This is a genomic window from Streptomyces sp. NPDC004327 (assembly GCF_042873935.1).
Classification (GTDB): domain Bacteria; phylum Actinomycetota; class Actinomycetes; order Streptomycetales; family Streptomycetaceae; genus Streptomyces.
In genome coordinates this window covers 413,041-432,606 of sequence record NZ_JBIAME010000008.1, presented here as the reverse complement: position 1 = coordinate 432,606, position 19,566 = coordinate 413,041, and the positions used below count along the sequence as shown (strand labels likewise).

Below are 19,566 nucleotides of genomic sequence, written 5' to 3'. Positions count from 1 at the left end.
CACGCGGGCGCAGACAGCAGACGCGGGCGAGAAGGAGTACGAGGTGGCGGTACGAGCCGTCCGAGGCGCCGTCCAGCTGGACCGGGACGACGCCGGACACATGCACGAGCAGGTGCGGGAGCTGCTCACCGCCGTACTCGAACGCAACGGGCTGACCGCCGACGACCTGATCAGCATCTGGTTCACGGCCACGCCCGACCTCCACAGCGACTTCCCGGCCGCGGCGGCCCGCGGCCTCGGGATCGTGGACGTCCCGCTGATCTGCGCCCAGGAACTCGACATCGAGGGTGCGATGCCGAGGGTCGTACGGCTCCTCGCGCACGTCGAGTCGGAACTGCCCAAGTCCCGGATCGCGCACGTCTACCTCGGTGCCGCGGCCGCCCTGCGCAAGGACATCGCCCAGTGAGAACCGCGCTCGTCATCGGAACCGGCCTGATCGGCACGTCGGCGGCGCTCGCCCTGGCCGGGCGCGGCGTCACCGTCCACCTCCGCGACCACGACCCGGCCCGGGCCCGCACGGCCGCCGCGCTCGGCGCCGGCACGGACGAGGAGCCCGAGGGGCCGGTGGACCTCGTCCTCGTCGCCGTGCCGCCCGCGCACGTCGCCGCGACCCTCGCCGGCGCGATCCGGGCCGGGCTCGGCCGCGGCTACCTGGACGTGGCCAGCGTCAAGGGCGGACCGAAGCGGGAGCTGGCGGAGCTGGGGCTCGACCTCACCGCGTACATCGGCAGCCACCCGATGTCCGGCAAGGAGCGCTCCGGCCCGCTCGCCGCCACCGCCGACCTCTTCGAGGGCCGGCCGTGGGTGCTCACGCCCACCCGCGACACCGACACCGAGGTCCTCAACCTGGCCCTCGAACTGGTCGCGCTGTGCCGTGCCGTCCCCGTCGTCATGGACGCCGACGCCCACGACCGGGCCGTCGCGCTCGTCTCGCACACCCCGCAGCTCGTCTCGTCGATGGTCGCGGCGCGGCTGGAGGAGGCCGACGAGTCGGCCGTACGCCTCTGCGGCCAGGGCATCCGCGACGTGACCCGCATCGCCGCCTCCGACCCGCGCATGTGGGTCGAGATCCTCTCCGCGAACCCGGGCCCGGTCGCCGACGTCCTCGCGGGCGTCGCCGCCGACCTCGACGAGACGGTACGGGCCCTGCGGGCTCTGGAGTCCGGCGACGACGCCAAGCGCCGGGCCGGCGCCTCCGGCGTCGAGGACGTCCTGCGACGCGGCAACGCGGGCCGCGCCCGCGTCCCCGGCAAGCACGGCGCCGCCCCCGCCACGTACGAGACCGTCGCCGTCCTCATCAGCGACAGCCCCGGCGAACTGGCCCGCATCTTCGCGGACGCGGGCCGCGCGGGCGTCAACATCGAGGACGTCCGCATCGACCACGCCACGGGCCAGCAGGCCGGCCTGGTCCAGCTCATGGTCGAGCCCTCGGCGGCGCCGGTGCTGAGCGAGTCGCTGCGGGAGCGGGGCTGGTCCCTGCGGACGGGCTGAGGGGCCGGCGGGCCCCGCTGGGCCGAACGGGTGCGGCGGACTCGGTAACCTTGTGGGGGTCCCCGCACGTCCGCCGGGGGCTCCCGCTCATCCAGGAAGGCGTTCCCCACCGTGGAAACCGTGATCGTCGCCATCGACGGCCCCTCCGGCACGGGCAAGTCGAGCACCTCGAAGGCGGTGGCCGCCAAGCTGGGGCTGAGCTACCTCGACACCGGCGCCCAGTACCGGGCCATCACCTGGTGGATGATCAGCAACGGCGTCGACGTCCATGACGCCGAGGCCGTCGCCAACGCCGCCGCCAAGCCCGTGATCGTCTCCGGCACCGACCCGCTCAAGCCGACCATCACGGTGGACGGCCTCGACGCGGCCGGCCCGATCCGCACCGAGGAGGTCACCTCCAAGGTCAGCGCCGTCAGCGCCGTCCCCGAGGTGCGCGCCCTGATCACGGAGCTCCAGCGGTCCATCGCCAAGGGCGCCGAGGCCGGCATCGTCGTCGAGGGCCGGGACATCGGCACCACCGTCCTGCCCGACGCCGACCTGAAGATCTTCCTGACCGCCTCCGCGGAGGCCCGCGCCGCCCGCCGCTCCGGCGAGCTCAAGGGCGCCGACGTGCACGCCACCAAGCAGGCCCTGATCAAGCGGGACGCCGCCGACTCCTCCCGCAAGACCTCCCCGCTCGCCAAGGCCGGCGACGCCGTCGAGGTCGACACCACCGACCTCACCCTCGACCAGGTCATCGAGTGCGTCGTCACCCTGGTGGAGGAGAAGCGGACGGCCGCCAAGTGACCGAGCCCTCGGCGAAGGGCGCCGCCGTCGGCCGTCGCATCGGCATCGGGCTGATGTACGGCTTCTGGAAGCCGCGCGTCCTCGGCGCCTGGCGGGTGCCGGCCTCCGGCCCCGTCATCCTCGCCGTCAACCACGCGCACAACATCGACGGCCCCATGCTCATGGGCACCGCCCCGCGGCCCGTTCACTTCCTCATCAAGAAGGAAGCGTTCGTCGGGCCGCTGGGCCGTTTCCTGGACGGCATCGGCCAGCTCAAGGTCGACCGCCACAGCACCGACCGCACCGCGATAGCCCAGGCCCTCGCGGTCCTGGAGCACGGCGGCGTCCTCGGCATCTTCCCCGAGGGCACCCGCGGCGAGGGCGACTTCGCCTCGCTGCGCGCCGGCCTCGCGTACTTCGCGGTGCGCAGCGGCGCGCCGATCGTCCCGGTCGCCGTGCTGGGCAGCACGGACACGCCCGGACGGCTGGTCAAGAGCCTGCCCCGGCTGCGCAGCCGCGTCGACGTCGTCTTCGGCGACGCCTTCGAGGCCGGCGACGGATCCGGCCGCCGCACCCGCAAGGCGCTGGACGAGGCGACCGTCCGGATCCAGGAGCGGCTCACCGACCACCTGAAAAACGCCAGGCGTCTCACCGGACGCTGAGCGACACTCTCAGTAGTGGGCCCGGATCCGGCCGACCGGCCGACCGGAACCCACCGACCACGAATGATCAAGGAACGGACTTCATGAACGACCAGCACGACCACGGGGCACTTGGCGACGCCGAGTACGCGGAGTTCATGGAGCTCGCCTCGGAAGAGGGCTTCGACCTCGAGGACGTCGAGGGCGCGATCGAGGAGGCCGGCCACGGCCCGCTCCCCGTCCTCGCCGTCGTCGGCCGCCCGAACGTCGGCAAGTCGACCCTGGTGAACCGCATCATCGGGCGCCGCGAGGCCGTCGTCGAGGACAAGCCGGGCGTCACCCGCGACCGCGTCACCTACGAGGCCGAGTGGGCCGGCCGCCGCTTCAAGCTCGTCGACACCGGCGGCTGGGAGCAGGACGTCCTCGGCATCGACGCCTCCGTCGCCGCCCAGGCCGAGTTCGCCATCGAGGCCGCGGACGCCGTCGTCTTCGTCGTCGACGCCGTCGTCGGCGCCACCGACACCGACGAGGCCGTCGTCCGGCTGCTCCGCCGCGCCGGCAAGCCGGTCGTCCTCGCCGCCAACAAGGTCGACGGCCAGTCCGGCGAGGCCGACGCCGCCGCGCTGTGGTCGCTCGGCCTCGGCGAGCCGTTCCCGGTCTCCGCCCTGCACGGCCGCGGCACCGGCGACCTCCTCGACGAGGTCCTCAAGGCCCTGCCCGAGGCCCCCGAGCAGCTCTTCGGCAAGGCCGTCGGCGGCCCGCGCCGCATCGCCCTCATCGGCCGCCCCAACGTCGGCAAGTCCTCGCTGCTCAACAAGGTGGCGGGCGAGGACCGCGTCGTCGTCAACGAGCTGGCCGGCACCACCCGCGACCCGGTCGACGAGCTGATCGAGCTCGGAGGCGTGACGTGGAAGTTCGTCGACACCGCCGGCATCCGCAAGAAGGTCCACCTCCAGGCGGGCGCCGACTACTACGCCTCGCTGCGCACGGCCGCCGCCGTCGAGAAGGCGGAGGTGGCCGTCATCCTCATCGACACCACCGACCACATCTCGGTCCAGGACCAGCGCATCATCACGATGGCGGTCGAGTCGGGCCGCGCCATCGTCATCGCCTACAACAAGTGGGACGAGCTGGACGAGGAGCGCCGCTACTACCTCGAGCGCGAGATCGAGACCGAGATGCAGCAGGTCGCCTGGGCGCCCCGGGTCAACGTCTCGGCGAAGACCGGCCGCCACATGGAGAAGCTGGTCCCGGCGATCGAGACCGCCCTCGCCGGCTGGGAGACCCGTGTCCCCACCGGCCGCCTCAACGCCTTCCTCGGCGAGCTGGTCGCCGCCCACCCGCACCCGATCCGCGGCGGCAAGCAGCCCCGCATCCTGTTCGGCACGCAGGCGGGCACCAAGCCGCCGCGCTTCGTGCTGTTCGCCTCGGGCTTCCTGGAGGCCGGCTACCGCCGCTTCATCGAGCGCCGGCTGCGCGAGGAGTTCGGCTTCGAGGGCACGCCGCTGCACATCTCGGTGCGCGTGCGCGAGAAGCGCAGCAAGAAGAAGTAAGCCGCGGCAAGAAGAAGTGAGCCGCGGCAAGAAGGAGTAAGCAGGCAGCAGGCAGCAGGCAGCAGCAAGGCCGAGGGCCGGGGCGTCACGGCGACGCCCCGGCCCTCGGCCTTACTGCCTCGTTACCGGCCACCGCCGCGGCCCGGCGGCAGCGCGTACGCCGACCAGCCCGCCTGCTGCCCGAGCTGCCGGTACGCCCCGAACGCCCGGAAGACCACGTCCTCCTCGCCGCTGCGGTCGCCCGGCAGCGTACGGAAGGACCGGCGGAACTCGGAGTACAGGGCGTCGTAGATCGGCGTCGCCGAGGATCCGGCCGATCCTGCCGGGGCTTCCGCGGCGGGTCGCATCGCCGGGATGGGGCTCAGGCTCGGGAGCGGATTCTGGTACGGCTGGCGGAAGGGGTCGTATGCGTGCACGTATGTGCCAACGACCCCGCCCTCCGTGAGATGCGGGCGGCCCTCGGAAAGAGGCGCCCGCCGGGGCCGCGGCACGGCCGGCGCCCGGCGGTCGTCCGTCACGTGCCGGCCAGCGGCATCGCGGCGGCGACCAGGCGGCCGTTGGCAGCGGCCTTCTCCAGCGCGTCGCGCAGCAGGTCCTCGCGCGGCTGCTGGCCGATGGAGCCGACCGGGGCGGCGAAGACCAGCACCGTGTGCGACTTGTTGGCCGCCGCCCGCCAGCCCTCGGTGACCTGGAGCGGCTGGTGCGCCTGCCACCAGGCGACCTGGCCCGTGCCGCCGGTACCGGGCTGGAGCACCGAGTGCAGCTGGCCCATGGCGACGAGCACGGACCAGCCGGGCAGCGGCGCGGGCCTGCTGTTGACGTCCGCGACCGGCTGGAAGCCCTGCTCGACGAGGAGCGGCAGGAACTCGTCCGTCAGACCGGCCGAGCCGGGCCGGGCGACCGGCGCGGTCGGCTCCACGACCAGCGCCGGGTGCAGCTCGCCCTCGATCAGGACCAGACCGCTGGTGACGCCGAGCACCGCCTGCTCGGGGTGGGCGGACGCGAGCGAGTCGGCGGTGTCGGCCGCCGTGATCGAGGCGACGGCGCCCTGCAGCTGCTCCTCCGCCACCCGGACCACCTGGGACGGGATGCAGCTGGCGTGGGCGAAGGCGAGAACGGCGGTCTCCTCGCCGACGAACAGGACGGTGCTGGTGCGCTCCTGCTCGGAGTCGCCGGGCGTACGGCAGGAGGTGCAGTCGTAGCTGCCCGGGGCGTTCTCGCCGGCCAGCAGCCGGTCGGCTTCTTCGTCGCCGATCTCGGCGCGTACGTCCTCGCTGACGTCGAGCATGCGCGGCACGGGGGCTCCTGGACTCTTCGCGTGCGACGCCGGGCGATTCCCGGTCGTCTCATGCCGAGTTCAACGGGGAAGGCTCGGCCGGGGTCACGCGTGGAGTAGCGACAAGTTGTACGACGGGCGTGCGGGCGCCCGTGACGCCGACCGGGTGGCATGTGAACGGTGTTCCGCGCGGCACGGGCCGGGGCCCGGCGACCGCTGCCTAGCCTGCCCCGATGTCGAAGATCCGATACTGGGCCGCGGGCGTCGTCCTGGCGGCGGCGCTGCTCCCGCCCGGCCTGTCCGGCACCGCGGCCGCCGCGCCCACGCCGGTCGAGGCGTGCGTGCGGGACCAGTGGCCGTGGGGGTGCGTCGCCGACTGCGAGAGCGGCGGCGACTGGCGCGCCGACACCGGCAACGGCTTCTACGGCGGGCTGCAGTTCTGGCAGCCGACCTGGGAGGAGTTCGGCGGCCGCCGGTACGCCCGGCGCGCCGACCTCGCCACCCGCGCGCAGCAGATCACGGTCGCCGAGGACGTGCTGCGCGTCCAGGGCTGGGGCGCCTGGCCGGTCTGCTCGAAGCGGTACGGGCTGAGCGGCCGCGCCCATGTCGTCCAGCACGGCGACACGCTCAGCTCGATCGCCCGCCGCTTCCGCGTCCAGGGCGGCTGGCAGGCGCTGTACGAGGCGAACCGCTCCGCGATCGGCCCGGACCCGAACCGCCTGATGGTCGGCACGATGCTGCGCCTCACCTTCTAGGCGAAGCTGTCGCGGTTCAGCCCGTAGGCCGTGTGCCGTGGCCGGTCTCGTCGCCGGACACGAGGCTCCCGCGGCTCAGCCCGTACGCCACCGAGCCCGCCGGCAGCCCCGGCGGCACCCGCTGCTCGGCGAGGACGACCGCCGCGTGGGCGGGCGGGCCGGTGAGCGCGGCGAGCAGCCCGTACGTACGGGAGGCCACCGTCCGCGCCAGGCCGAGCGACGGCTCGTCGACGAGGACCACGCGGGCGGGGGCGCCGGCCGGGGCGGCGGCGAGGACGGCCCGGACGAGCGCCAGCATCCGGCGCTCGCCGCCGGACAGCGTCGCGGCGCGGTGGGCGAGCAGCGGGCCCAGCTCCGGGTACGCGGCGAGCGCCTCGTCCCGGCGGCCCGGCGCCGCCAGGTCCAGGTTCTCGGCGACCGTGAGCGTTCCGTACACCGCCCGCAGATCCGGTACGAAGCACAGCCCGCGGCGGGCCCGGACGTGGGCCGGCAGCCCGGTGACGTCCCGCCCGCCCCACACCACCCGCCCGGCCGCCAGCGGCACCGTGCCGGCGAGCGCGCGCAGCACGGTGGTGCGGCCGGCGCCGTTGCGCCCGAGCAGGACGGTCACGGTCGCCGCCGGGACCGGCAGGTCCAGGCCGTGCAGGGCCTCCAGCGGGCCGTAGCGGACCCGGGCGCGGCGCAGGGCGATCTCGACGGTCATGAGCTGTTCCTCGGAACGATCCGGCCTGCCTCCATCGTGTGCACGGTGTGCGCGATGCCGGCGACCAGGTCCGGGTCGTGCTCGACCACGAGAACGGTCAGTCCGTCGGCGGCGAGCGCGGCGAGGACACGGGCCAGGTCCGCCGTCTCCGCCGCGTCGAGCCCCGCGGCCGGCTCGTCGAGCAGCAGCGTGTGCGGGCCGCTCGCGAGGGCCCGGGCCAGCTCCACGCGGCGCAGGGTCCCCGTGGGCAGCCCGGCGGCGGGTCCGTGCCGCACCGGCTCGGCCGCGAGGCCGAACAGCCGCAGTGCCGCCTCCACGGCCGCGCCGTCCCGCGCGCCTACCCGCACGTTCTCCTCCACGGTCAGCGACGGGAACACCGCCAGCTGCTGGAACGTCCGCGCGATGCCGAGCCGCTGCCGGGCATGGGCCGGCCGCCGCGTGATGTCCACCCCGTCGAGCGTGACCCGCCCGGCCGTGGGCCGCGCACTCCCCGCGAGACAGTCGAACAGCGTGCTCTTCCCGGCCCCGTTCGCCCCGACCACGGCGGTCACCCGGCCGGACGCGAGCGCGATCCCGACGCGGTCGAGAGCGGTGGGGCCGCCGGGGTACGTGAGGCTGAGGCGGTGGGCGACGAGCCGGGGGCCGCCGGGCGTGGCCGAGGGGCGGCGCCGGCCCGTGCCGGGCGCCTGGGCGCCGCCGGCGGCCGCGGGCGGGTGAGACTGCGCCCGGCCTCCGGCCGGGCTGCCGCTCCCACCCGCACCACCCGTTCCGTGGGTGGAGCGAGGTGCGGGTCTTCCGGCGGGGCGCGCGGCGCCGTCGGCGGCTGCCGGGCGGGTGGGGGAGGGGGCCTTCGGCTCAGAGGGCCGGGTCTCCTTGCTCGTCCGGCCCGTCGCGCGGGCAGGGGCCAGCAGTTCCGTCAGTGGTGGGACGCGGCCCGTCAGGGCTGCCAGGAGGCCGATCAGGGCCACCGCCACGCCCGCGTGGGTGGCCGCGTCGAGGGTGATGAGGAGGGTGGCGGCGAGCAGGGGGGTGAGGAGGGAGTCGGCGCCGAGGACGAGGACGGCGGTGAACCAGAGCAGGCCGCGGATCGGGTCGAAGGTGTCGGGGTCGAAGGCGCGGACGGACATGGCGAGGAGGCCGCCGCCGAGGGCGGCGAGGGCGGCGCCCAGGGTGAAGGCGAGGAGCTTGAGGGCGGCGACGGGGACGCCGGCGGCCTCCGCGCCCGGTTCGTGGTCGCGCAGGGCGGCGAGCGCGCGGCCGGTGCGGCCGCGGCGCAGCGCGGCGACCAGGAGCAGGGCGCCGGCCAGGAGGACCAGCTCCAGGGCGTAGTAGCGGCGGTCGCCGTCGAGGCCCGCCGGGCGCCGCACGGTCAGGCCCGCCGTCGCGTACGGCTGCGCGAAGACGAAGCGGCTCACCGCGACGCCGATCGCGAGCGTGGCCAGGGCCAGCGCCAGGCCGTGGCGGCGGATCGCGGGCCATCCGGTGAGCAGGCCGAGCGGCGCCACGCACAGCGCGGCCACCCCGAGCGCCACCAGCTCCGGCAGCCCGGCCGCCGCGAGCAGGGCCGTGAACAGGGCGCCCAGCCCCGCGTACGCGGCCTGCCCGAGCGCGATCTGGCCGCCCCGGCCCGACACCACCACCAGCGACAGCAGGATCACCGCGAGCGCCGGGACCTGCACCGCGGTCGACAGGTCCTCGCCCGCGAAGCCCAGGGGCAACAGGAGCAGGACGCCCGCCACCAGCCACACGCCCGCCGGCACCCGGGTGCCCCGCACCGGCGGCGGCAGCGCGTCCGTCCCGCCCACCCCGGGCAGCACGAGCGCCGCGACCAGCAGCGCCACCACGAACAGGTTCGCCCCGACCGCCTCGACCAGCGGGCCCGCCCAGCCCTCCGGGTGCAGGCGGGTCAGCTGGGCCTGCGCCACGCCGAGGGCGAGCGCCGAGAGGATCGCCACCGGCAGGCTCCGCATCCGGGCGAGGACCGCGACCGCGATCACCTCCACGACCAGCAGCGGCATGCCGTACGGGTCGAGCCGTACGTACGGCGCGAGCAGCACGCCCGTGAAGCCGGCCGTGAACGCGCCGAACGCCCAGCCCGCCGCCGACACCCGGTCGGTCGCGATGCCGGACAGCTCGGCCAGCGGCCTGTTGTCGACGACGGCGCGCAGCTCCCGGCCGAAGCGGGTCCACCGGGTCACCGCCCCGACCAGGCACGCGAGCGCCACCACCGCCGCCAGCTGCGTCCACGGATCGTCACCCAGCAGTACGGGCGCGTCGGCCCGGGCGTCGTTGCCCCAGATCAGCGAGGCCGCGCCGACGAGCAGCACGAACACGCCGATCGACGCGACCAGCGTCTGCGCCGGGTTGGACCCGGCGAGCGCGAGCGGCCGGAACACCGCCCGGTCCAGGACCAGACCGATGCCCGGCGCCACCACGAGCAGCGTGACGAGCGCCCCGAGCGGCAGCGGCCACCCCCACTCGACGACGAGCCCGCGCAGCACGTACGCGCAGATCATCGCGATCGCGCCGTGCGCCAGGTTGAGGACGCCGGTCGCGCGGTACGTGACGATCAGTCCGATGCCGGTGAGCGCGGCGGCGCTGCCGATCGCGAGGCCGGCGAGGGTGAGGTCGTACGTCAGCGAGGCCACGGCTCACACACCGGGCAGGGGTCGAGCTCCGCGTCCCCGGCCGGCACCGCCTCCGGGTGGCCCGTCACCAGCGGGCAGTCCGGCCGGTGGGCGAGGGTGCCGCCGGGGACGCGCAGCGGTGGGCCCGTGGACGTGGGCTGCCCGGCCGCGCCCCCGGACGACGGCTCGGGTCCGGACAGCGGCTCGGGCCCGGACGAGGGCTCCAGCCCGGACGACGGCTCGGGCCCGGGCTCCGGCTCCGGGTGTACGGGCCGGGACGCCTCCGTCCGCACCCACCCCGCCAGCAGCACCGCACCCGCCACGAGCAGCGCCGCTCCCGGCGCCGTGCTCGACGCCAGGTACGGCAGCTGCCGGGCGACCAGGACCTCGCCCGAGACGCCGTACCACCCGACCACGCACAGCACCGCGCCGCCGGCGACCGACGCGAGGCCGCCCCACAGCAGCAACCGGACCGTCCGGGACGGCGACCACACGAGGGCATCACCACCTTCGCGCCCTTTCCTTGCACTATGCCCCGAATCAGACCACTCTGGACTCATCAGGCGTGCGGCCTGCCCCAGAGATCCGGTGGTGAGCCAGATGCTCCTCAAGCGACGCGCGGCCGCCTTCGGCGCCGCGGCGGCCTTGGTGCTGACCCCGGTCGTCGCCGGGTGTTCCAGCGGCAACTCGGGATCCGGCCAGGCCACGCCCACCACCTCGCCCGCCATGACGGACCAGCCGGCCGACCCGGCCTCGGCCAAGGCGCAGATCGCCAAGAACTGGACCGCCTTCTTCGACGCGAAGACGCCGTCCGCCGAACGGATCAGGCTCCTGGAGAACGGCGAGAAGATGGCGCCCGTCCTCGGCGCCTTCGCCGGGAACAAGAACGCCGCCATGACCTCCGTGAAGGTCACGCAGGTCACCTTCACCTCGCCCACCGGCGCGAACGTCACCTACGACCTGCTGGTCGCCGGCAACACGGCCCTTCCGGGCGCCAAGGGCACCTCCGTCCTGCAGGACAACACCTGGAAGGTGTCCGTGCGGACCCTCTGCGGCCTGGTCCAGCTCAGTGGCACGAAGCAGCAGGTCCCGGGCTGCTGAGGCGGCAGCGGCGCTGCTCCTCGCCGTGCTCGCCGCCCTCGTCCCGCTCCTCGCGGGCTGCGGCAGCCGGCTCCCGGAGCGCGCCTTCGGGACGCGGCCCACCGCCTACCCCTCCGGCGGTGAGCCGCTCCGCGTCGGCATCATCACCAGCGCCACCAGCCCGGTCGGCGGCGACACCTTCACCGGGCCGCGCGACGGCGCCCGCGCCTTCTTCGACGACGTCAACGCCCACGGCGGCATCGGCGGGCGCAAGGTCGAGGTGATCACCTGCGACGACGGCGGCAGCGGCATCGGCAACAACACCTGCGTGCGCGAACTGACCGGCCGGCGCAAGGTCTTCGCCCTGGTCGCCACCACCGCCCTCGACTACGCCGGCGCCCCGCTCGTCGCGAAGGCGGGTGTCCCCGACATCGGCGGCCAGCCGCTCACCCCGGCCTACGACACCTATCCGCACCTCTACGGGATCTACGGCAGCTCCGCCCCGCGCACCGGGAAGTCGCCCGGCTGGAACGGCGTCCTGTACGGCGGCACCGAGGTCTACCGCTGGTTCCGCAGCCACCTCGGCGCCCGCACCGCCGCCGTCGTCTCGTACAACCAGGCCGCCTCCGCCGCGTACGCCCGGCTGATCACGAACGGGCTGCGCGCCGAGGGCTACCGGGTGGTCGGCGAGCAGGTCGACTTCGCGCTGCCCAACTTCCGCGCCGTCGCGGCCGATCTGCGCGCCCAGCACGCGGACGTGGTCTTCGACGCGATGGACACCCACGGCAATGCCCGGCTGTGCGAGGCGATGGAGGCGCTCGGCGTCCGGGTCGCCGCCAAGGTGACCAACGTGCAGAACTGGTCCTCCTCCGTGCCGCGCGACTACGCGAAGGCGCCGGGCTGCCGGTCCGCGCTGTACGTCACCGGCTCCAGCCGCGACCACGACGACACCTCCTTCCCGGCGGTGCGGGAGTTCCGGGCGGCGATGGGCGGCCGGCCGCTGTCGCAGTGGCAGCTGGAGGGCTGGGCGGCGGCCATGTGGTTCACGGACGCGGCCCGCTCCTGCGCGGCCGGCCCGGCCGGGGCCGCCGGGATCACCCGGGCGTGCGTCGAGGCGTTCGTCAACCGGGCGGAGCCGTACACCGCCCGCGGGCTGCTCCTGCCGGTGCGCTTCGAGCGCCTGGCGAAGCCGCCGAAGACCGCGTACACCTGTCTGTCCGTGGCCCGTTGGCAGGACGGCCGCGGCTGGGTCGCGCAGGGCGACATGAACCGCGACTGCGCCACCGTGCCCCAGCTGGGATACCGCCCGTGACCCCGCCCGCGGTGCCGGTCGCGGCGCCCGTGACGCCGCCCGCGGTGCCGGTCGCGGAGCCCGTCGCGCGCAGCACCCCTCCGCGCGCAGTACAGTCGGCCGCGACCAGACACGCTTGACCGGGGGGAACCAGTACGGCCATGCGCATCTCCTTCCTGCTCCACAACGGCTACCACATCGGCGGCACCATCCGGACGGTCTTCACGCTCGCCGCCGAGCTGGCGTCCCGTCACGAGGTGGAGATCGTCTCGGTGTTCCGCCACCGCGACGAGCCGATCCTCGGCCTCCCCGCCGGGGTGACGCTCCGCCCGCTCGTCGACATCCGCAAGAACAGCCCGGGTTACGACGGCGAGCACCCCGACTTCCACCGCCCCGCCCGGGTCTTCCCGCGCGGCGACGGCCGCTGGAAGCAGTACAGCGCGCTCACCGACGCCCGGATCGGCGCCCATCTCGCCTCCGTCGACGCGGACGTGGTGATCGCCACCCGCCCCGGGCTCAACGTGCAGCTCGCCCGGCAGGCGCCGCGCGGGCCGGTCCTGGTCGGGCAGGAGCATCTGATCCTGGACGGGCACAGCTACCGGCTGCGCCGGGACATCGCCCACGAGTACGCGCTCCTGGACGCCGTCACCACCGTCACCGAGGCCGACGCCCGCTCCTACAGGGCGCTCGGCCTGCCGGGCACGGTCCGCGTCGACGCCGTGCCCAACAGCGTGCCCGCGCCCACCGTGCCGCCCGCCGACCCCGCCGCCAGGACCGTCGTGGCGGCCGGCCGGCTCACCCCGGTCAAGCGCTACGACCTGCTGATCGACGCCTTCGCGGACGTGGCCGCCGCCCGCCCCGACTGGAAGCTGCGGATCTACGGCACCGGCGACGCCGCCGACAACCTGAAGGACAAGCTGGCCCGGCAGATCGAGCGGCTCGGCGTCGGCGGGAACGTCTTCCTCATGGGCACCGCCCATCCGATGGAGCCGGAGTGGGCCAAGGGCTCGCTGGCCGCCGTCACCTCACGGCGCGAGTCCTTCGGCATGACGATCGTCGAGGCGATGCGCTGCGGACTGCCGGTGGTCTCCACCGACTGCCCCTACGGCCCCGGCGAGATCATCGAGGACGGCGTCGACGGGCGGCTCGTCCCGGTCGACGACACGGCCGCGGTCGCCGCCGCCCTGCTCGCCCTCATCAACGACGACGAGGCCCGGGCCAGGGCGGCGAAGGCGGCCCTGGCCTCCTCGGAGCGCTTCGACCCGGTACGGATCGCGGCCCGCCACGAGGCCATCTGGACGGAGCTGGCCGAGCGGCGGGCCGCGGCCGGCGCCGCCCGCTCCCGTACCCACCCGGCGGCCCGCGCCGCCCTGCACCGCACGGTCGGCGCGCTCCTCGACGGCGCCTACACGGCGAAGGCGAGGGCCGGCGCGCTCGTGCGCCGCTTCCGCTAGCCGGCCGGACGCCGGTCCGTGCGCCGCTTCCGCTGAGCCGGCCGGACGTCAGTCCGTGCGTTCCACGGCGCGCTCCGGCGCGGAGGCCAGCCGGATCCGCTCGTACGCCGCGAACTCCGGGTGGTGCAGGTCGAAGGCCGGGGCCTCGGAGCGGATCCGGGGTACCGCGTCGAAGTTGTGCCGGGGCGGCGGGCAGGAGGTCGCCCACTCCAGCGAGCGTCCGTAGCCCCACGGGTCGTCGACCTCGACCTTCTCCCCGTACCGCCAGGTCTTCCAGACGTTGTAGAGGAACGGCAGCGTGGACAGGCCCAGCAGGAAGGCCCCGATCGACGACACCGTGTTGAGCGCGGTGAAGCCGTCGGCGGCCAGATAGTCGGCGTACCGGCGCGGCATGCCCTCCGCGCCCAGCCAGTGCTGCACCAGGAAGGTGGTGTGGAAGCCGACGAAGAGCGTCCAGAAGTGGATCTTGCCGAGGCGCTCGTCGAGCATCCGCCCGGTGAACTTGGGCCACCAGAAGGAGAAGCCGCCGAAGGTCGCGAAGACGACGGTGCCGAAGACCGTGTAGTGGAAGTGGGCGACGACGAAGTACGAGTCGGTGACCTGGAAGTCCATCGGCGGCGAGGCCAGGATCACGCCGGTGAGCCCGCCGAACAGGAACGACACCAGGAAGCCGACCGCCCACAGCATCGGTGTCTCGAAGGAGAGCGAGCCGCGCAGCATGGTTCCGGTCCAGTTGAAGAACTTCACCCCGGTCGGCACCGCGATGAGGAACGACAGCAGTGAGAAGAACGGCAGCAGCACCGCCCCGGTCGCGAACATGTGGTGCGCCCAGACCACCACCGACAGACCGGTGATCGTCATGGTGGCGCCCACCAGGGTCGCGTAGCCGAAGATCGGCTTGCGCGAGAAGACCGGGATGATCTCGCTGACGATCCCGAAGAACGGCAGCGCGATGATGTAGACCTCCGGGTGCCCGAAGAACCAGAACAGGTGCTGCCACAGCAGCGCGCCGCCGTACTGCGCGTCGAAGGCCACCGCGCCGCCCCGCCGGTCCGCCTCCAGGACGAGCAGCGCCGCCGCGAGCACGGGGAAGGCGACGAGCACCAGGATCGTGGTGAACAGGACGTTCCAGGTGAAGATCGGCATCCGGAACATGGTCATGCCCGGTGCCCGCATCGCGATGATCGTCGTCAGGAAGTTCACCGAGGCGAGGATGGTGCCGAAGCCGGAGAGCGCGAGGCCCATGATCCACAGGTCGACGCCGACGCCGGGCGACCGCACCAGGCTGTTCAGCGGGGCGTAGGCGGTCCAGCCGAAGGCGGCGGGGCCGGACGGGGTGACGAAGGAGCCGAGCACCATCAGTCCGCCGAAGAGGAACAGCCAGTACGAGAACATGTTGAGCCGCGGGAAGGCCACGTCGGGCGCGCCGATCTGCAGCGGCACCAGCTCGTTGGCGAAGCCGGCGAAGGTCGGCGTCGCGAACAGCAGCAGCATGATCGTGCCGTGCAGCGTGAACGCCTGGTTGAACTGCAGGTTGGTCACCAGCTGGAGCCCCGGCCGGGCCAGCTCGGCCCGCATCAGCATCGCCAGCGCGCCGGCGATCAGGAAGAAGACGAACGAGGTCACCAGATAGAGGTGACCGATCTTCTTGTGGTCGGTCGTGGTGACCCAGTCGACGACGATCCGGCCGTGCCGCTGCCGCGGCGACTCGACGGCCGCGGTCCCGGTCTCGATGCCCATCCCCGGATGATGTCCCTCGCCGGGCCGACGGCGGGGGAGGCGGACCGGCGGGTCGTCCGGTCGGCGGACCGGATGTGTGTGCGGCGCGGACGGACCGCGGGGAAAACGTGAACGGCACCGGGGCCGGTACATGGCGGAATTATCTGCGGAGGGCTTCAGTCCGCTTGTCGCACGGAATTCCGGGAAAGAAGGGCGCGGTCCGGTGAATTAACGGGGATACGGCGGGAATCAGCCCCCGTGGCCGCGCTTCCGGAACGGCGGGGCCATGTCAAACATATGTCGAGAACCTGTGACACAAGCGTGACCGGCAGGGTACTAACGTGAGCTGCATGACATCCCGACACGCACCCGATACGTATGTGGGACTCGCCGCCGACGAGGCCGAGCGGCTGGCCCGGAGCCGCGGCTGGAGCGTCGTCCGGTCCCTGCCACCGGGCTCGATCGTCACCATGGAGTACATGGAGGGGCGCCTCAACTTCGAGGTCGACAACGGCGTCGTCACCCGCGCCTGGCGCGGCTGAGCGCACCGGGCGAGGACACGCGGGAGGGCCCCGGCCGAATCACGGCCGGGGCCCTCCCGCGTCACGGTGTCGCCGCGCTCGCGGCTGTCGCTCAGCCGCCCGTCGCCGGCCGCGAGTGCGGCGGACGGCGGCTGCCGGCCGGGCCGACCGGGCCGCGCTCCGAACGCACCGCGTGATGGGCGGGGTGGTGGCCGGCCGTGTGCGCGCGCGGGGCGGCCAGCGGCGAGGCGGGCAGGCCGGTGACCCGTCCGCTCGTGGTCCGGCCGGAGCTGCCGGCGCCGACGGCCTCCCGCACCGGCTCCTCGGCCCCGGGCCGCTGCGGGAACAGTCCCGGCACCGGCCCACCGGTGGCCACCGGCAGCGAGGGCACCAGACGGCGGCGGGAGCGCAGCTGCTCGCGCAGCCGGTCGCGCACGCCCAGGATCCACGCCTCGGCCACCGTGATCACCGGCTCGCACCACGGCAGCGCGAGCAGCACCACGAGGCCGGCGGCCCAGCCGAGCAGCACGTCGCTCAGCCAGTGCGTGCCCAGGTAGACGGTGGTCAGGCCGACGCCGAGCGCGACCAGGGCGGACAGGGCGGACAGATAGCGGCGGGCCCTCGGCGTGGTCGCCAGGTAGGCCAGGATGCCCCAGGTCACGACCGCGTTCGCGGTGTGCCCGGACGGGAATATGTCGCCGCCCGCGAACAGCTCGGCGGAGCCGACCTGGGTCGCGTAGTGGGGGCCGAGCCGGCCGAGACCGAGTTTGACCGCGCCGACCGTGGCGTTGAGCAGGAGCAGCGCGGCGCCGAGCGAGAGCAGCGGCCGCAGCGTGTGCTGGCGCCAGGAGCGCCAGCCCAGCCAGGCCGCCACCATCACGGCCGTCGGACCGCGCTGGCCGAGGACGACGTAGTAGTCGAGGAACGCGTGCCACTCCGGCCACTGCTGGTAGGGCCGGAAGAGCATGATCTTCCAGTCGATCAGCACGAGCGGGGTCGACAGCAGTACGGCGACGACGATGACCACGTAGAACGCCAAGGTCCCGCCGAAGAGGGCGAGACGCGTCCGGGTCATCCGCGGGACCTCTATCTTCGGCGGTTCCGGCTCCCGGTCCAGCCGGGCAAAGATGTCGGTACGCACCCAATCGACGTTACAGGGAGTGAGTAGCGACCTTGGTCGTTCCGGTCCCTTCGTGATGACGATGTGATGTGGAGTTGCTCTCAGCCGGGCGTTTGTTCCCCTCGCCCATCGGAAAATCCGATGACCTTCAGCGCTATTGCCGAAGCCGCGATTCCGTAAGCCCGTTTGACGGCCCGGAGAATTCCGGAAACCGATCCGAAGGAGAAATTCCAGGTGGCGGGTGGTGTGGGGCCCCGGTGACCCGAGTGGCGTACGCCACACCCCGCGGCCCGCCGCGGTGAGACCCTGACCACGCGCTCGGCCATGGAACTCGCGTACGCTGACGGCTCACTCGCCCGTCGATGCCGGGCCGCCCCGGGGCCGACCCCCCGGCAGGTGCCCGCCGAGCGCGAGGGCTTCACTGGGAGGTACATGCATGGCGCGGACGATCACGGCCGGAACACGGCCGCGTGCCCTCGGCCGTGGCCCCGACGGCGGCGCCAACCGCTGGCTCGTCCTCTTCGTCCTCTGCGTCAGCCTGCTGCTGGTCGCACTCGACTCGACCGTGCTGCACGTCGCCGTCCCCTCGCTCACCGAGGACCTGCGACCCAGCTCCACGCAGCTGCTGTGGATCGTCGACGCCTACCCGCTGATCTGCGCCTCGCTCCTCATCCTCTTCGGCACCCTCGGCGACCGCGTCGGCCGCAGACGGGTGCTGCTGCTCGGCTACGCGCTGTTCGGCATCGCCTCGGCGGTCGCCGCGCTCGCCACCGTGCCCGAGGTGCTCATCGGCGCCCGGGCCCTGCTCGGCCTCGGCGGCGCGATGATCATGCCGGCGACGCTCTCCCTTCTCCGCGCGGTCTTCCCCGACCGGCGCGAGAGGGCGACCGCCATCGGCATCTGGACGGCCGTCGCCGCCGTCGGCGCCGCGACCGGACCCGTGCTCGGCGGCTTCCTCGTCGAGAACTACTGGTGGGGCTCTGTCTTCCTCGTCAACATCCCGCTGATGGCGCTGATCCTGCCGATCGGCCGCTGGCTGCTGCCCGAGTCGCGCGGCGCCACCGACGGACCCTGGGACGTGCTCGGCGCGCTGATGGCCGCCGCCGGAGTGCTCGGCGCCGTCCTCGGCGTCAAGCGGCTCGGCGCCGGCGACCCGCCGCTCGCCCCCGCCACCTTCGGCCCGCTGCTCGTCGGCGCCCTCCTCCTCGTCCTCTTCGTACGGCGGCAGAAGCGGCGCGCGCACCCGCTGATCGACATGCGGCTGTTCGCCCGGGCGGCCTTCACCACCTCCGTCGGCTGCATCGTGCTCGGCATGCTGGCCCTGGTCGGCCTGGAGCTCATCGCCGTCCAGTACCTCCAGCTGATCCTCGGCCTCAGTCCCCTTCAGACCGGCCTCCGGCTGCTCCCGCTGACCTTCGCCGCGATGGCCGCCGGCGCCACCGGCTCGTACACCCTGAACCGGATCGGGCCGCGCCGGATGGTCGGCTGGGGCTTCGTCCTCACGGCCGCCGCGGTGCTGCTGCTCGTCCTCATGGGCCAGCACGACCGGCCGGTGCTGCTCACCGTCGGCTTCGTGCTGCTCGGCTTCGGCCTGCAGACCACGCTCTTCTCGGCGTACGAGTCGATGCTCAGCGAGGCCCCGCCCTCGAGCGCCGGCGGTGCGGCGGCGATCGGCGAGACCTCGTACCAGCTCGGCGCGGGCATGGGCATCGCGCTGCTCGGCAGCGTCATGAACGCGGCGTACGCGCCCGGGCTCGCCGGACTGCCCGGCGTGCCCGCCGACGCGGCCCGGGCCGCCGCGAACTCCCTCGGCGAGGCCTACCAGGTCGCCGGCCGGCTCGGCGGCACCGCGGGCGAAACGCTTCACCGCGCCGCCCGCCACGCCTTCGTCCACGGCCTCCACGTCACGCTCCTGGTGAGCGCGGGCCTGCTGCTGCTCGGCGCGCTGATGGCGCTGCGGCTGCCGCGGGTGATGGAGTGCGCCCCTGCCCAGGACCTGAACCCGGACGGGGAGCCCGCCCCGGAGGCGCGGGAGCCGGAGCCGGAGCTTCCGACCGTGCCCGCCACCCGCGAACCGAGCGCTCAGACCATCAGCTCTGGTTGAAGAAGCCGCCCTGCCCGCGGCCGGCCGACTCGCCGGTCACGATCTGCGTGTCCGCCGGGGTCAGCAGGAAGACCCGGGTGGCGACGCGCTCGATCGAGCCGCGCAGACCGAAGGCCAGGCCCGCGGCGAAGTCGACGACGCGCTTGGCGTCGTTCGGCTCCATCGCGGTGAGGTTGACGATCACCGGGACGCCGTCCCGGAACAGCTCGCCGATGCCCCGGGCGTCCCGGAACCCGTCGGGCGAGACGGTCGCGATCCGACGGCCCTGCTCGTGCGCCGTGTCGGACGCCACCCGCACCCGCGGGTCCGTCACCCAGGCGTCGCCGCTCTCGGCACCCTCGGCGTACTCGTCGTCGTAGTAACGCTCGTCGTTGTCCTCGACGAGTCCCAGCCAGGCACTGGCCTTGCGCACCGATCCCATGGACGCCTCCTTTCAGCGCGGACACTTCACGCGGTCACCGTGGTT

At 73.9% G+C, this 19,566-nt stretch carries 19 protein-coding genes; 11 read left to right on the top strand and 8 right to left on the bottom strand.

The window, feature by feature from the left end; all coding sequences use genetic code 11:
- The first annotated feature begins 43 nt into the window (after positions 1 to 43).
- The 5 genes from aroH (at position 44) to der (ending at position 4,450) form a co-directional block, all read left to right on the top strand.
- Positions 44 to 406 carry a chorismate mutase gene (gene aroH, locus ACFYU9_RS28080; RefSeq protein ID WP_389212424.1) on the top strand — a complete coding sequence of 121 codons (363 nt, stop codon included), beginning with the start codon at positions 44 to 46 and terminating at the stop codon, positions 404 to 406.
- Entirely contained in the window at positions 403 to 1,491 is a 1,089-nt protein-coding gene (locus ACFYU9_RS28075) for a prephenate dehydrogenase (RefSeq protein ID WP_389212426.1), read from the top strand. Before aroH ends, ACFYU9_RS28075 begins: the two co-directional genes overlap by 4 nt.
- Positions 1,492 to 1,602: 111 nt before the next feature.
- A complete protein-coding gene (cmk, locus tag ACFYU9_RS28070) occupies positions 1,603 to 2,277 on the top strand; it encodes a (d)CMP kinase (protein WP_389212428.1) in 675 nt (224 codons plus the stop codon).
- Positions 2,274 to 2,918, top strand: a complete 645-nt coding sequence (locus tag ACFYU9_RS28065) for a lysophospholipid acyltransferase family protein (protein ID WP_389212430.1) — start codon at positions 2,274 to 2,276, stop codon at positions 2,916 to 2,918. Before cmk ends, ACFYU9_RS28065 begins: the two co-directional genes overlap by 4 nt.
- 83 nt (positions 2,919 to 3,001) lie before the next feature.
- Entirely contained in the window at positions 3,002 to 4,450 is a 1,449-nt protein-coding gene (der, locus tag ACFYU9_RS28060) for a ribosome biogenesis GTPase Der (RefSeq protein ID WP_389212432.1), read from the top strand.
- Positions 4,451 to 4,572: 122 nt separating this feature from the next.
- On the opposite strand, the gene ACFYU9_RS28055 is transcribed toward der, so the two are convergent.
- Both ACFYU9_RS28055 and ACFYU9_RS28050 read right to left on the bottom strand, forming a co-directional pair.
- A complete protein-coding gene (locus ACFYU9_RS28055) occupies positions 4,573 to 4,797 on the bottom strand; it encodes a hypothetical protein (RefSeq protein ID WP_389212434.1) in 225 nt (74 codons plus the stop codon).
- Between the two features lie 167 nt (positions 4,798 to 4,964).
- Positions 4,965 to 5,747: a hypothetical protein gene (locus ACFYU9_RS28050; protein WP_389212436.1), complete on the bottom strand. Its 783-nt coding sequence runs from the start codon at positions 5,745 to 5,747 to the stop codon at positions 4,965 to 4,967.
- A gap of 212 nt (positions 5,748 to 5,959) precedes the next feature.
- Here ACFYU9_RS28050 and ACFYU9_RS28045 point away from each other — a divergent pair, with 212 nt between their 5' ends.
- The gene (locus tag ACFYU9_RS28045) at positions 5,960 to 6,481 is read left to right on the top strand and encodes a transglycosylase family protein (RefSeq protein ID WP_389346474.1); all 522 of its coding nucleotides are present in this window, start codon (positions 5,960 to 5,962) and stop codon (positions 6,479 to 6,481) included.
- 16 nt (positions 6,482 to 6,497) lie between these two features.
- Here ACFYU9_RS28045 and ACFYU9_RS28040 read toward each other — a convergent pair whose 3' ends face one another.
- From ACFYU9_RS28040 to ACFYU9_RS28030, 3 genes are read right to left on the bottom strand one after another with little or no spacing between them, the layout of a single operon-like run.
- Entirely contained in the window at positions 6,498 to 7,184 is a 687-nt protein-coding gene (locus tag ACFYU9_RS28040) for an ATP-binding cassette domain-containing protein (protein ID WP_389346471.1), read from the bottom strand.
- Positions 7,181 to 9,832, bottom strand: a complete 2,652-nt coding sequence (locus ACFYU9_RS28035) for an ATP-binding cassette domain-containing protein (RefSeq protein ID WP_389346469.1) — start codon at positions 9,830 to 9,832, stop codon at positions 7,181 to 7,183. The genes ACFYU9_RS28040 and ACFYU9_RS28035 overlap by 4 nt, the downstream gene beginning before the upstream one ends.
- Positions 9,820 to 10,305 (bottom strand): hypothetical protein, encoded by a 486-nt coding sequence (locus tag ACFYU9_RS28030; protein ID WP_389346466.1) that lies wholly within the window; start codon positions 10,303 to 10,305, stop codon positions 9,820 to 9,822. Before ACFYU9_RS28030 ends, ACFYU9_RS28035 begins: the two co-directional genes overlap by 13 nt.
- 106 nt (positions 10,306 to 10,411) lie before the next feature.
- Between ACFYU9_RS28030 and ACFYU9_RS28025 the strand changes: the two genes are divergently transcribed.
- From ACFYU9_RS28025 to ACFYU9_RS28015, 3 genes are all read left to right on the top strand, one after another.
- Positions 10,412 to 10,912 (top strand): hypothetical protein, encoded by a 501-nt coding sequence (locus ACFYU9_RS28025; protein WP_389346464.1) that lies wholly within the window; start codon positions 10,412 to 10,414, stop codon positions 10,910 to 10,912.
- Entirely contained in the window at positions 10,881 to 12,203 is a 1,323-nt protein-coding gene (locus tag ACFYU9_RS28020) for an ABC transporter substrate-binding protein (protein ID WP_389346462.1), read from the top strand. The genes ACFYU9_RS28025 and ACFYU9_RS28020 overlap by 32 nt, the downstream gene beginning before the upstream one ends.
- 140 nt (positions 12,204 to 12,343) lie before the next feature.
- The gene (locus ACFYU9_RS28015; RefSeq protein ID WP_389212450.1) at positions 12,344 to 13,636 is read left to right on the top strand and encodes a glycosyltransferase; all 1,293 of its coding nucleotides are present in this window, start codon (positions 12,344 to 12,346) and stop codon (positions 13,634 to 13,636) included.
- A 48-nt stretch (positions 13,637 to 13,684) separates the two neighbouring features.
- On the opposite strand, the gene ctaD is transcribed toward ACFYU9_RS28015, so the two are convergent.
- Positions 13,685 to 15,376: a cytochrome c oxidase subunit I gene (ctaD, locus tag ACFYU9_RS28010; protein ID WP_389212452.1), complete on the bottom strand. Its 1,692-nt coding sequence runs from the start codon at positions 15,374 to 15,376 to the stop codon at positions 13,685 to 13,687.
- A gap of 329 nt (positions 15,377 to 15,705) precedes the next feature.
- Between ctaD and ACFYU9_RS28005 the strand changes: the two genes are divergently transcribed.
- Complete coding sequence (locus ACFYU9_RS28005; protein ID WP_389212453.1) at positions 15,706 to 15,897, top strand: I78 family peptidase inhibitor; 192 nt, start codon at positions 15,706 to 15,708, stop codon at positions 15,895 to 15,897.
- A gap of 91 nt (positions 15,898 to 15,988) precedes the next feature.
- Here ACFYU9_RS28005 and ACFYU9_RS28000 read toward each other — a convergent pair whose 3' ends face one another.
- Positions 15,989 to 17,017 carry a phosphatase PAP2 family protein gene (locus tag ACFYU9_RS28000; protein ID WP_389346460.1) on the bottom strand — a complete coding sequence of 343 codons (1,029 nt, stop codon included), beginning with the start codon at positions 17,015 to 17,017 and terminating at the stop codon, positions 15,989 to 15,991.
- Between the two features lie 415 nt (positions 17,018 to 17,432).
- On the opposite strand from ACFYU9_RS28000, the gene ACFYU9_RS27995 reads away from it, so the two are divergent.
- On the top strand, positions 17,433 to 19,100 hold the full coding sequence (locus ACFYU9_RS27995) for an MFS transporter (RefSeq protein WP_389212457.1): 1,668 nt from the start codon (positions 17,433 to 17,435) through the stop codon (positions 19,098 to 19,100).
- Here the strand turns inward: ACFYU9_RS27995 and ACFYU9_RS27990 are convergent.
- Positions 19,087 to 19,521, bottom strand: a complete 435-nt coding sequence (locus ACFYU9_RS27990) for a cell division protein SepF (protein ID WP_389212459.1) — start codon at positions 19,519 to 19,521, stop codon at positions 19,087 to 19,089. The two genes, ACFYU9_RS27995 and ACFYU9_RS27990, sit on opposite strands and share 14 nt — an antisense overlap.
- Positions 19,522 to 19,566: the final 45 nt, after the last annotated feature.